The sequence below is a fragment of the Bacillus sp. Hm123 genome, from assembly GCF_051842975.2.
Classification (GTDB): Bacteria; Bacillota; Bacilli; order Bacillales; family Domibacillaceae; genus Bacillus_CE.
Window position 1 is genome coordinate 2,638,305 of record NZ_CM200277.1, and the last position, 13,346, is coordinate 2,651,650.

Here is a 13,346-nt window from a genome sequence, read left to right on the forward strand (position 1 = left end):
GAATGGTTTGATTAAAAAGAAGGTGTGAAAAAATGACGTATGATGTAATTGTAATCGGGGGAGGTCCCTCTGGTTTAATGGCAGCGATTGCCGCTGGCGAACAAGGAGCGCGCGTGCTGTTGTTAGATAAAGGCAGTAAATTAGGGAAAAAGCTCGCCATTTCTGGAGGCGGCCGTTGCAATGTAACGAATCGATTGCCAGTAGATGAAATCATTAAGCACATTCCTGGCAATGGACGTTTTTTATATAGTGCATTTTCGATTTTTAACAATGAGGATATTATCCGCTTTTTTGAAGATCTCGGTATCGAGTTAAAAGAAGAGGATCATGGACGAATGTTCCCTGTGACAGATCAAGCCCAATCGGTCGTGGATGCCTTGCTTCGCCGAATTGATGAATTGAATGTCACAGTTCGTGTGAATACAGCCGTTGCGAACCTATTGTATGAAAATGGACGAACAGCTGGTGTCGAGTTACGAGATGGACAAACCATTTTGAGTGAAGCGATCGTTGTCGCTGCTGGTGGTTGTTCCGTTCCACAAACAGGCTCAACTGGTGATGGCTATCCTTGGGCTGAACAAGCAGGCCACAAAATTACTGAGCTTTATCCAACGGAAGTGCCAGTCACATCTAATGAAGCTTTTATTAAAGAGAAAACACTTCAAGGCTTGTCGTTAAGAAATATCGCGCTCAGCGTACTCAATCCAAAAGGAAAAGCAATCATTACCCATCAAATGGATATGATCTTCACTCATTTTGGTGTGTCCGGCCCTGCCGTTTTGCGCTGTAGTCAATTTGTTGTCAAAGCATTTAAAAAATCTCCCGAAGTCGTAATGACGATCGATAGCTTGCCAGAAAAAAATGAAGAGCAGCTGTTTCAAGAAATTCATCGTTTAATGAAGGCAAATCCGAAAAAAGCGGTCAAGAATTGTTTAAAAGGAATCGTTCCTGAACGATATTTATTGTTTTTACTGAAGCAAACGGACATCGAAGAAGAAATGATTTGTAACGGCGTCGCAACCGAGAAAATTCGACAATTGGCTCATCTTTGCAAAGAGTTCCGCTTTACCGTCAACGGAACCCTTCCACTTGAAAAAGCATTCGTAACAGGCGGTGGCGTGTCGATTAAAGAAATCGAACCGAAAACGATGGCGTCGAAAAAAATGGCTGGCCTGTATTTTTGCGGAGAAGTATTAGATATCCACGGATACACAGGTGGCTACAACATCACTTCTGCCCTTGTGACCGGGAGATTAGCTGGCATGAATGCAGGACAAAGTTAACAGCAGGAAAGAGACTCATCTCTTTCCTGCTGTTTCGCTGTTTAAGAAAAACGATGACTTTTTACTGTTCGCTTTAAAATGATCGTTTTTTGCGATTCTTCCGTATGCCCGTTCACTTGTGATTTCGCTCGCTTTGGCCTCGTCCAGTTATGATGAAACAATTGTGAGTGTGGATCTAACCCGTCTTTATGACTCATGTCCTCACCTCAAAGGAATGGATTGTCGATATTCCACAATGAATATCTTTTATAGAATGCTTCAAATGACGGGTGAGTATACTTAATGGGGGTGACCGATTCTTCAGCTGTTCCGACCAATTCGAGCAAATTCGCGCCCAATTCCTCAGCCACTCCGACCGATTCGACCAAATTCGCGCCCGATTCGATTCCTCAACTAAAATAAACCTCACGCCAAAAAACAGCCTCCCAAGTATCCCCGGGAGGCTGTTTCAACTATATTATTTTGTTTTTCCTGTCCATTCGAGCATGCCGCCGACCATGTTGCGGACTTTGAAGCCTTGGTCGCGCAAATAGTAGCAGACGTTTTCACTGCGGCGTCCAGAGCGGCAGACGAAAATGTATTCTTTGTCTTTATCAAATTCATCGAGGCGCTCAGGGATTGTTCCCATGACGATATGCTTCGCTTCTACAATCATGCCAGCAGCTACTTCTTCATCTTCACGAACATCGATGATTTCTAGCTGTTCCCCGTTTTCTAGCTTTTGTTTCAGTTCTTCTGGAGTAATGATTTCGATTGGTTCCATGTGAAACATCCTTTCTTTAGTTAGCTACGATATTAACGAGTTTGCCTGGTACAGCAATCACTTTACGTACCGTTTTGCCTTCGATTTGTTCTTTAACTTTCTCATCGTTCATCGCGATTTGTTCCATTTCTTCACGAGTGGCTTCTTTTGAAATCATTAGTTTTGTTTTTAATTTACCGTTCACTTGAACAACGATTTCGACTTCATCGTCTACTAACTTTGTTTCATCAAATGTTGGCCATGGTTGATAGCTAATCGTTTCATTGTGACCTAGTTTTTCCCACAGTTCTTCTGTCATATGTGGGGCGATTGGAGAAAGCAATTGGACTAAGCCTTCAATAAATGGTTTTGGCAACGTGTCTGCTTTGTACGCTTCATTGACGAACACCATCATTTGTGAAATCGCTGTGTTAAAGCGAAGGTGGTCATAATCTTCTGTTACCTTCTTCACTGTTTGATGATACACTTTTTCTAATTCTGTGCCAGCATCCGTGATTTTCTCGCTTAATTCGCCGTTTTCTTGAACGATTAAACGCCATACGCGGTCTAAGAAGCGACGTGCACCGTCGACACCTGTTGTTGACCAAGCGATTGATGCATCTAATGGACCCATGAACATTTCGTATAGACGAAGCGTATCTGCTCCATGACTACCTACGATTTCGTCAGGGTTGACGACATTTCCTTTAGATTTACTCATTTTTTCATTATTTTCGCCTAAAATCATTCCTTGGTTAAATAACTTTTGGAATGGCTCTTTCGTATGCACTACACCTAAATCGTATAATACTTTATGCCAGAAACGGGCATACAATAAGTGAAGAACGGCATGCTCGGCTCCACCGATATAAATATCAACTGGTAGCCATTGTTTTAATTTATCTGGGTCAGCTAATGCTTCGCTGTTGTTCGGATCGATAAAGCGTAAATAGTACCAGCAGCTACCTGCCCATTGTGGCATTGTATTCGTTTCACGACGACCTTTTTTACCTGTGACTGGATCAACAACATTTACCCATTCGTCAATGTTCGCTAATGGTGATTCCCCTGTTCCGCTCGGTTTAATTTCTGTTGTGACTGGCAAGACAAGCGGTAGTTCTTCTTCAGGAACAGCGCTCATTGTGCCATCTTCCCAATGGATGATCGGAATCGGTTCGCCCCAATAGCGTTGACGGCTAAATAACCAGTCGCGTAGACGATACGTTACTTTCTTCGTACCAAGGTCTTTTTCCTCTAACCAAGCGATCATTTTCGCAATCGCTTCTTCTTTATTTAAGCCATTTAAAAAGTCCGAGTTAATATGCTCGCCATCACCTGTGTAAGCCTCTTGCTCGATCTCTCCACCAGCAACGACCGCTTTGATCGGTAACTCGAATTTTTTCGCGAATTCATAGTCGCGCTCATCATGCGCCGGAACCGCCATAATCGCACCTGTTCCGTAGCTCATTAATACGTAATCAGCGATCCAGATTGGCATTTTTTCACCGTTTGCTGGGTTGATCGCATACGCTCCTGTGAATACACCTGTTTTATGCTTTGCGAGATCGGTACGCTCTAAATCACTTTTCGATTTAATTTCATCGATGTAATTAGCGACCGCTTGTTTGTGCTCAGCTGTTGTAATTTTTTCAACAAATGGATGCTCTGGAGCCAATACTGCGTATGTAGCGCCGAACAGCGTGTCTGGACGTGTCGTGAACACCGTAAATGTTTCTTCGTGATCAGCAATCGAAAACGTCACTTCCGCTCCTTCTGAACGACCGATCCAGTTACGTTGCATATCTTTAATGCTTTCCGGCCAGTCAAGCTCGTCTAAGTCTTCTAGCAAGCGATCGGCATACTCGGTAATTTTCAAAATCCATTGCTTCATTGGGCGGCGTTCGACTGGATGATCGCCACGCTCACTTTTGCCGTCGATCACTTCTTCATTTGCTAATACCGTTCCAAGAGCTGGACACCAGTTCACAGCGACTTCATCAACGTAAGCTAGTCCTTTTTTATAAAGCTGCAAGAAAATCCATTGCGTCCACTTATAGTATTCAGGATCAGTTGTATTGATTTCGCGATCCCAATCGTAAGAAAAGCCTAATGACTTAATTTGACGACGGAAGTTATTAATATTTTGCTCCGTAAATTCGGCTGGATCATTTCCTGTGTCAAGTGCATATTGCTCAGCTGGTAAACCGAAAGCATCCCAGCCCATCGGATGAAGCACATTGTAACCATTCATGCGCTTATAGCGTGATAAAATATCCGTTGCTGTGTAGCCTTCTGGATGTCCAACATGCAAGCCTGCTCCTGATGGATAAGGAAACATATCTAGCGCATAAAACTTCGGCTTCTCTTTATCTTCTGTTGTTTTAAATGTTTTATTTTCTTCCCAAACCTTTTGCCATTTCTTCTCAATAAGCTGATGATCAAAACTCATCTGTAACATCCTCCTTGTTGAAACTGTATACAAAAATAAAAAACTCCCGCCCCTACAATTGGGACGAGAGTATAGTTCCCGCGGTACCACCCAGATTAGCGCCTATTTCGGCACTCGGCTTATGTCTATAACGCAGATCGGCGGCAGATGCTACTATCCTTTCACACCTGCGACTCAAAAGGCGAGTTCATGGACCCTCTGACTAGCTTTCACCACCCGCTAGCTCTCTTGTTCAGAAGAACCCCACTACTACTCCTTGTCATCGTCTTTTTTGATATGGTTGATCACCATCTATTTTAGACAAAATTTCTGACAGTTGCAAGCTTAATAAGAGGACATCGAAGTAGATGGCGCTTCTTTTTTCAGCGGTCGATCATACACAAGCGCTAATACGAAAGCGAATATTAATAAAGCGATTAACACCATAAACAAGGCAGTCATACCGTACACATCGACCAGCACCCCGCCAAGGACAGGACCAAACATCCGCCCTGCCGTCGCCATACTGTTGACGATCCCTTGGTAAAAGCCTTCTCTCCCTTTCGGTGAAAGCTGATCAGCAATTGTTGGTACAGCCGGCCAGACAAGCATTTCCCCAATAGTCAAAATAAGCATGGCCGCTATAAAACCTTTAAAATCTTCGGCAAAAGCTGTCACGCCAAAGGACGCCATAAAGATGACGATCCCAACAACGATTTGCTTTTTCATATTGTGTTGTAATGGTCGAAGCAAGTAATTGACGAGTGGTTGTCCAAATACAATTAACGCTCCGTTCATCGTCCATAATAAGCTATATTGCTTTAAGCTAATATTCACTTCTTGCGTATAACTTGCAATCGTAGACTGCCACTGTACATATCCGATCCAACACAGCATATAAGCGACACAAAGAATAAGCAAGGCAGTTAGCTTACTGCGGCTTTTCACTGCACTATGCTCAGCCAACACATTCGTCTGCGCCCCTTTAACGGAAGTCATCCGGCGGTAACTAAAGGTAGCTAATAGTAAGAAAACCGCAAACATCGCTAAATTCGCGATGAAAATATAATTAAACGAATAGGAAGCAACAAATCCGCCAAGTGCTGATCCGATCGCTACACCAGCGTTTTGTGCGACATACACTGCGTTAAACGCTCGTCGTCCACCTTTTGGCCATACTGCACCAGCTAACGCATACATAGCCGGAAAAATGATCCCTGTTCCAAAGCCGACCATCGTTAAAAAGATGACGTAATGCGGCCAACCATGCCATAGTGTCATCCCTACCATAGAAACGACATTAATGAATGTTCCTAAAAGAATCGAACGATAACCACCAAATCGATCGAAAAGCGTTCCACCAAGAAGATTTCCTACAACTGAGGCTCCTGCATTCAACATTAATACAACGCCCGCCACCGATAATGATTTCCCGAGATGTTCATGAATATAAATCGTGTTCAGCGGCCATAAAAAAGAGGCCCCTGTCACGTTGATCACCATTCCAATGACTAACAACCAAACTGCTTTTGGCATTTTTGCTCCCCCTTTCCTTTGACAAACTATTTCGTGTACCTAAGTTATTTTAGGGGTTTTATTTTCCGCTTTCAACAACTTTCCTAAACTTAAAATTCTGACTTATTCCCGCTGTTTTTTCTACCTGAATTTCGTGATAGACTTTTGTTACATAGAGGAGGAAAACAAACATGAATGCCAACCCATTTCCTTATGCTAGCGATAACAAACGCTATCATACATGGAATTATCATTTACGCCATACATTCGGTCATAAAGTGTTTAAAGTCGCACTAGACGGCGGCTTCGATTGTCCTAATCGTGACGGCACCGTTGCCTTTGGTGGCTGTACCTTTTGCAGTGCGGCTGGTTCCGGTGACTTTGCTGGAAGCCGGGCGGATGATTTAGAAAAACAATTTCATGACATTAAAGAAAAAATGCATCATAAATGGAAAGACGGCAAGTATATGGCCTACTTTCAAGCGTATACCAATACTCATGCGCCAGTTGATGTGCTACGAGAGAAATATGAATCGGTGCTTAAGCAAGAGGATGTCGTTGCTTTATCGATTGCGACACGACCGGATTGCTTGCCAGATGATGTCGTTGAATATTTAGCGGAACTGAATGAACGCACCTATCTATGGGTCGAGCTCGGCTTGCAAACCGTTCATGAAAAAACGGCGCACATCATTAATCGCGCCCATGATTTTAACACCTATGTAGAAGGTGTCGAAAAACTAAGAAAGCATAACATTCGCGTCTGTTCTCACATTATTAACGGCTTGCCGCTCGAAACACCAGAAATGATGATGGAAACAGCGAAAGTCGTTAGCCAACTAGACGTGCAAGGGATTAAAATTCATTTATTGCATTTACTCAAAGGCACGCCAATGGTGAAGCAATATGAAAAAGGATTATTAGAATTTTTATCATTTGAAGATTATGTCCAGCTCGTCTGCGATCAGTTAGAAATTTTACCGCCGGAAATGATTATTCATCGAATCACAGGCGATGGACCGATTGATTTAATGGTTGGACCGATGTGGAGTGTGAATAAATGGGCGGTGTTGAATGCGATTGATGCGGAATTGAAGCGGCGCGGTAGTTGGCAGGGGAAGGTTTTTGAAATCGAAAAGAGTCTTTCATAGTGTGGCTATGAAAGACTCTTCTATTATCCGTTACAATACATTAAAATCAGTAACAAGCGAAACGAGCTGTCCATCCTCATCAAATCCCCAATAAGATGCATAAAATCCATCGCCGTAACCTGTACGGAATAAAATAGCGTTTAATCCGTTCTCCTTAGACACGAGGAGATTGCCCCATCCATCGTCATGTTCCATCAACACATCATCCAAGACATCATCATAGAAGCTAATAAAATCATCTCCAAGTTCCCGTACCAATCTAGCTTCTATTTCTGACATTTGACAAATGGCTTCCTGATCCGCAAAACACCCTAGCCCTGTATCTACAGGATAACCAAAGATATGTCCCTCTTCTAGCTCATCCATGTTTTGTCCTAGTTTTGTGGCCATCTCCCAACGAACCGGCACACTTTCAGCTAACTTCAGTTCAGCGGCAGCAATCAGCTGAGTCTCCTCATACCACCAAATAATGACTGGATAGGAACCTGGTTGAATCTTTTGTTCAAACATCTGTTGCTCAAACACACCTGGCTCACAGGCTACGACCTTTCCCGAAACAATCTTTAATGGTTCCAACACTTCCGAACGAAGCGATGTCTCATTCATTTTCGATAACTCTTGCAATACTTTTGGCATCCTTGATCTTCCTTTCATTTTATGAATCATCACTGCAATAATTGTTCAATTAACGGCTGTTCCTCGACCATCTCTGCTAATTGTTCCAATACACGTTGACGAACGGAATCAGGTATAGCTGTTACATACCTTTTCGCTTCTTGTACTTGATCGAGATCAAGATAAATCATCAGTAAGCCAATATATCCCGCGATGTGGTAAGGTGACATTCGAATGAGTGCTTGGTACTCAACGATCGCTTGTTCTGGGTGATCTAGGAGTAAAAACGTATCCGCAAGCATTTCACGGACTTCTGGATCGGTTGAACGTCGCTCCTTCAATAAGAAGAGCTGTTCCTGTGCTTCTGTTACATATCTTTCTTTTCCTGTTTCAGAAGCGTAGCTGAGCGCAGCAGCAGCGGCTCTAAAACGGAATGAATCATCATCTTGGCGTGCTAAGTAGCGCTTCAATACTTTAAAAGCATCATCCGCTACGTCTTGCACCATATAAAAAGCGGCTAATTCACTATATCCTTCCTGATGATCCGGCGCTAACTTGATTGCTTTTTCATAAAAGGCAACTACTGCTCCAAATAGAGAAACAAATTTAATACCACCAGTCAGTTTTCTAAAAAGGCCGCGCTTCTCTTTTTCCCTTTCTTCATGGACGAACGGGATCAAGCCATCCGCACTATTTCGGTAAACGAGCGCCATTTCCTCTGAAGATAATTTCATCTTGTCTACGATTTTTTCTAACTTCAACAACTTCTTCATCTTTAAAAGCACAGCGATCCATGGCTCATACAACACTTCATTGTCAGGTTCTTCTTGTATAAGCTCTTGTAGCAATGCAAAGGCTTGCTTCTCTTGACCGTTGCGAATATATAAAGTGGCAAGCTGTGCGTTTAATTCAAGAGACTTTTCTGCTTCCAACAAGCGAATAGCTTCTTCTAGTGGAAGCACGTCACTTAATGCATGCAAACGCCAGTCTTCATCGACCTTTCCTTCTAACTGCTTCAAATGAGTCAGTAAGGTCTTCTGCTCTTTTTCAGTTGACATCCAATCTATTAATCTCTTCATGTCACAGGCTTGCGGCATTTGTTCAAATAGATGAAACAAATGTTTTTTCGCTTTGTCTACTTGGTCTATTTCTTCATACAAATCAACCAATTCCTCATAGGCAGCTGTGAACTCACTATTGATCGCAATGCAATTCTGCAAATGTTTTTCCGCTTCTTCATACCGTTCAAGCGCCAAGTATAGCTTGCCGAGACGATAATGTGGGAAGGTGCTTGAAGAATCGAGCTCCACCGCTTCTAGTAATAATCTTTCAGCAAAAATAGGATTGTCGAGCTGTTCATGTAAAATCGCTTCATAACAATAGAGCTCACTCACTGGATGCTTGCCACGAAGCTTTTGCAAGAAGGTCAGCCCGCGATGAACAAACGGTGATTCTTCCACATAATCGATATAAAGCGAAATGTTCTCCCGCCAATCATCATCTGCGATTAATCCTGCTTCCATGAAATCAAGACCAATCATCTGCCTCTCTTCATCTTCCGCTTCCTCAAACATCATTCCTCCAGCCCGTACGTAAACCTCTGGATGATCTGACGGAGTGAGCGTTTGTTGGATGATCTGCTGCGCTCGCTCCCAATCTCCTTGTTGGATAATGGCTTGTCCTTTATAGACAAGAGCCAATAATTCACCATCCTCATCGAGTTGTGCAGCCCGATGATACGCTTCTTCTGCCAGATCATACAACTCTCGACTCATACGTGTATGACCAATGTACAGCCAAAGAATTCCCGTCTCCTCTTCAGGCACAAACTCTTCCGCTCCTACCCGCAAATAAGCTTCAGCCCGCTCCCATTTCTCCTCATTCATTCGAATTTCCGCTATTCGCAAATAAGGGTAGGAGCTCGCCGGGTTCATATCAATCACCTGTTTAAACCATTTCACTGCTTGCTTGTCTTCCATCTCCATATAACAGTGACCGATCTCATATACATAATAATCATCATTCGGATAGTCCTTAGCTAATTGCTCGAACTGCTTTAACGCTGCTTGTACTGCCCCCGACTCAAATAACACAAGAGCATACGTCAATCGAATGAATTCATCTGTTTCGTCCATTTCAAGCGCAACCTTTGTCCATTGCTGCGCCAATGAAAATTGGGAAAAATCAGCATAACAACGCGCTAAATAAGCGTAAGCATTTGGTTGAAAGGCATCCTTTTCAAGCGAGCGTTTCAAATGAAAAATAGCCTGTTCTGTACGATCCTTTTGATAATCAACAATTCCTTGAAGAAAATGACCATAAGCTCCTTTTTGCTTCACATAGCTCATCGCCAACTGAAATTCTTTACCTGTCAAATTGTGCATGTAATAAGCATGAGCGATTAACAGCTGTACTTCTTCATCCTCTTCTCCCCAACGTTCCTTCAGATGCTCGACCCATTTTTCCAAAAACGGCTTTGCTTTTGGATCTTGAATGATTCTCAACCCAATCACAGAGGAAAAAATTTCACTATCGTGATTCGCTAAATATAGCAATAGTTCATCAACAGCGGACTCTATTCCTTCACCTAGCTTGTCTACATATTCATACATCTGGTAAAAAAATTGATGATCCTTTTCATTTAACTGCTCCAATATTTCTTGTTGGCCATCATGGACAAATACAAGAGATAATTGATCCTTTAATCTGTAAACTTTAGCTACTTCCTCATAAGGCACTAACGTCGGATCGAGTTCATTCGGGTCTTGGACAAGAAGCACATTTAAGCGATCATCGTAACCGACCACTAGCTGCACATGTGACGCATTTTCAAAAAGCATATCCAGCATCACCGGATAGCCTGCATCAATCAGCTGTTTATAAAGCTCTACTGTTCCCTTAAAAAACTTCGATGAAAAACCGAGAGAATTCATGTAATCCATTGCTTTGCGTAGCTTAGAACCTGTTGTTTCAAACACATGCTCAGCAATTTCGTCCTGTGTTTTTTGCTTTCCAGCGGTTTGCAAAAGCATCGATAATGTAGCAGGTACACAATAGTTCATTTTTTGTTCTATTGGCTGAATTGCTAATTCTCGATGAGCACCTTTTGGATTGATCCTTCGTTCACCAAATACGGTCTTTTTTAAAATGGAATGATTTTTTTCAACCCAGCACTGTAGTTCCTCCCATTTTTCTAATTTATATAAAGCTTCGGCCTTTAAATAAATAAAATAATCCCTATCAGTGTGGAATGGATTATCTTCAAATAGTGAATCAAATGCATTCAACAAGGCTGTGTAATTCCCGAGAATGCGAAAATGACGTACTTGAGCAAGTTGAAATACAGGATGTCCCGAGAAAAGCTCAGCTCCTTTTTGCAGCGCAGCAAGTGCTTCTTCATGCCATCCTTGTTTCGATAAAACATCTGCATAAATGAGCCAGCATACATTACCTCGCTGTTCGAACGGCAAATCAAGCCCTTTTTGCACCTCTTGTTCCGCACGAGTCCAATCATTTTTATCAAGATAAAAGTCAGCCAACTGATCGGGTAACAGCGTACCGCCTTCCGCTTGAATCTGCTTCATATATTGTTCCGCTTCTTGGTAGCGATGCAGCTGACAAAGCGCTCTTACTAACAAGAGATAAGCCGATGTACGCTCCACGATTGTCAATGACTCCACATCTTCATTAAATAACCGCTGCTTCATTTTCATTTCTGCTTCCATGCTTTTCCCTTGCTCTAACAAATTGTATCCATACCAAGCAAGCGTGCGGACAGAACGAAAACGCCGATTGGCCATAGCCGCTAAAAAGCCGCTATATTGATACATAGCTCCAGCATCCGCCAGTCGAATTAACCGATAATACTCCTCTTCTGTCTCTATTTGTACAAGCCAGTTTTTTAACGCTTTATATGATTTTAATTCCCATAGTTGTCGGATGGCTTCAATCAATTGCGAAATTTCTTTAATTTGTGATGGGTGAGTAACTGCCGTATGCAAACTAACACTCCCTTTTCTATCTCATTGTTTCCAACCATTATAATCAAGTTATGAACGATTGAACACAACAACCCGTGATTTTGCTTGAGGAAATAGTTTTCAATTAGCGGATGTATAGATATAATCAGCAAAGATAATCGATTAACAATGAGGAGGTTCAATATGAATCTGGATGGAATCCTACCATTTGCAAGAAAACTATTAGAAAAAACCGTCACAGACGGTAGCATCGCGATTGATGCGACACTCGGCAACGGTAACGACACGTTATTTCTTGCCAAACTTGTTGGCGATAACGGACATGTATTTGGTTTTGACGTGCAAGAACTCGCCTTAACTAATACGAAGGCTCGATTAGAAGAACAGCAATTAAGTGACCGAGCTACACTTTTTAGCCGCGGCCACGAACAAGCAGCCGCTTCTATTCCAGAAAAATGGCATGGCCAAATTAGCGGCGCGATCTTTAATCTTGGTTATTTGCCAAAAGGGGATAAAACAATCGTTACTAAACCAGACACAACGATTACGGCAGTAGAACAAATCTTTTCGATGTTGCAGTCCGGTGGCATCATCGTTCTTGTCATCTACCATGGACATGAAGAAGGAGCGGTCGAAAAAGAAGAACTACTGAAGTATGTGGCAAATCTTGATCAGCAGCAAGCTCATGTACTGCAATATCAATTCATTAACCAAGCGAACCAACCGCCGTTTATTATTGCGATTGAAAAAAGATAACAGAAAAGGCTGTCCGCAAAAAGGGGACCGGTTCAGTTATTGAGGAGAAAACATTAAATAACAGAAGAATGGTTAAGCAACTCGAAATTGGAAATTTAGTGGGTGACGAAAAGATTGACTACCAAAGATAAACCAATATACTATAAACTTACAGGAACATCCAATCATAAATAAATTCAAGTCATTAGGGATGACGATTTAATTTATAGGGGGATTAACATGGGTAAAGATAAAGAAACTCCTGAAATGAGAAGAGAAAATATGCGACAAGAAGAGTTAAAAAATCCTTCTAGCAGTATTCACGGGAGTAATCTTGCAGATTTAGTAGGCGGTTTAGGTTGGAAAGGTGCCGGAATACTAATTCTTTTAATAATAATAGGCGGCACGTATCTGTCTTTGAAATTTAATCCACCATTGGAGATTGGTACTATTGCTTCAAGTGAAGATCATAAATCAGTAGTTGTTGGTATTGGTAATAATGGCTTTCGTGAAATAAAAATATTAGATATTTCAGTAAATAATAATGAAAAGCCTTTAAAAACAAGATTGCAAGTTAGTAATGCGTTACAAGGTTTCATTATAACGGATGATTATAACGGTGAAGAAGCGAAAAAATATGGTTTTATCAATATAGATGAGATATCCATAAAAACAGGAACTTCCCCTTCCTTTAATTACGAAAAATTAGATGATGGGACTGCTTCAAAAGATGATAAGATTTACGGGGTAAGTGTTATTCATAATGAAGAAATAAATAATGTCCATATACAATATACTCATTTTGGAATGACATTTGATGATACTGTGTACTTTAATAAGTAATATACGACGACCTCCGCATTTTAAGTTAAAGCAGGAACTTCCATTCGATTAAAT

At 41.8% G+C, this 13,346-nt stretch carries 10 protein-coding genes and 1 other annotated feature; of the genes, 4 read left to right on the forward strand and 6 right to left on the reverse strand.

What is annotated here, in order from left to right:
* The first annotated feature begins 32 nt into the window (after positions 1-32).
* Positions 33-1,283 carry a BaiN/RdsA family NAD(P)/FAD-dependent oxidoreductase gene (locus ACSVDJ_RS13715; protein ID WP_439169800.1) on the forward strand — a complete coding sequence of 417 codons (1,251 nt, stop codon included), beginning with the start codon at positions 33-35 and terminating at the stop codon, positions 1,281-1,283.
* A 41-nt stretch (positions 1,284-1,324) separates the two neighbouring features.
* Here ACSVDJ_RS13715 and ACSVDJ_RS13720 read toward each other — a convergent pair whose 3' ends face one another.
* The 4 genes from ACSVDJ_RS13720 to ACSVDJ_RS13735 all read right to left on the reverse strand — a co-directional run bounded on the left by ACSVDJ_RS13720 (position 1,325) and on the right by ACSVDJ_RS13735 (position 5,989).
* Complete coding sequence (locus ACSVDJ_RS13720; protein ID WP_094835982.1) at positions 1,325-1,480, reverse strand: YpzG family protein; 156 nt, start codon at positions 1,478-1,480, stop codon at positions 1,325-1,327.
* A 260-nt stretch (positions 1,481-1,740) separates the two neighbouring features.
* On the reverse strand, positions 1,741-2,046 hold the full coding sequence (locus tag ACSVDJ_RS13725) for a rhodanese-like domain-containing protein (RefSeq protein ID WP_439169799.1): 306 nt from the start codon (positions 2,044-2,046) through the stop codon (positions 1,741-1,743).
* Positions 2,047-2,062: 16 nt separating this feature from the next.
* Positions 2,063-4,474: a leucine--tRNA ligase gene (gene leuS, locus ACSVDJ_RS13730; protein ID WP_439169798.1), complete on the reverse strand. Its 2,412-nt coding sequence runs from the start codon at positions 4,472-4,474 to the stop codon at positions 2,063-2,065.
* 56 nt (positions 4,475-4,530) lie between these two features.
* Positions 4,531-4,746, reverse strand: a binding site (T-box leader).
* 52 nt (positions 4,747-4,798) lie between these two features.
* Positions 4,799-5,989 (reverse strand): MDR family MFS transporter, encoded by a 1,191-nt coding sequence (locus ACSVDJ_RS13735; protein ID WP_439169797.1) that lies wholly within the window; start codon positions 5,987-5,989, stop codon positions 4,799-4,801.
* Between the two features lie 170 nt (positions 5,990-6,159).
* Between ACSVDJ_RS13735 and mnmL the strand changes: the two genes are divergently transcribed.
* Complete coding sequence (mnmL, locus tag ACSVDJ_RS13740; protein WP_439169796.1) at positions 6,160-7,119, forward strand: tRNA modification radical SAM protein MnmL/YtqA; 960 nt, start codon at positions 6,160-6,162, stop codon at positions 7,117-7,119.
* A 30-nt stretch (positions 7,120-7,149) separates the two neighbouring features.
* On the opposite strand, the gene ACSVDJ_RS13745 is transcribed toward mnmL, so the two are convergent.
* Entirely contained in the window at positions 7,150-7,755 is a 606-nt protein-coding gene (locus ACSVDJ_RS13745; protein WP_439169795.1) for a DUF4241 domain-containing protein, read from the reverse strand.
* Positions 7,756-7,784: 29 nt separating this feature from the next.
* Positions 7,785-11,735 carry a C39 family peptidase gene (locus tag ACSVDJ_RS13750; RefSeq protein ID WP_439169794.1) on the reverse strand — a complete coding sequence of 1,317 codons (3,951 nt, stop codon included), beginning with the start codon at positions 11,733-11,735 and terminating at the stop codon, positions 7,785-7,787.
* Positions 11,736-11,897: 162 nt separating this feature from the next.
* On the opposite strand from ACSVDJ_RS13750, the gene mnmM reads away from it, so the two are divergent.
* Both mnmM and ACSVDJ_RS13760 read left to right on the forward strand, forming a co-directional pair.
* Complete coding sequence (mnmM, locus tag ACSVDJ_RS13755) at positions 11,898-12,470, forward strand: tRNA 5-(aminomethyl)-2-thiouridylate-methyltransferase MnmM (RefSeq protein WP_439169793.1); 573 nt, start codon at positions 11,898-11,900, stop codon at positions 12,468-12,470.
* Positions 12,471-12,689: 219 nt separating this feature from the next.
* Positions 12,690-13,292: a DUF6366 family protein gene (locus ACSVDJ_RS13760; RefSeq protein ID WP_439169792.1), complete on the forward strand. Its 603-nt coding sequence runs from the start codon at positions 12,690-12,692 to the stop codon at positions 13,290-13,292.
* The last annotated feature ends 54 nt before the right edge of the window (positions 13,293-13,346 follow it).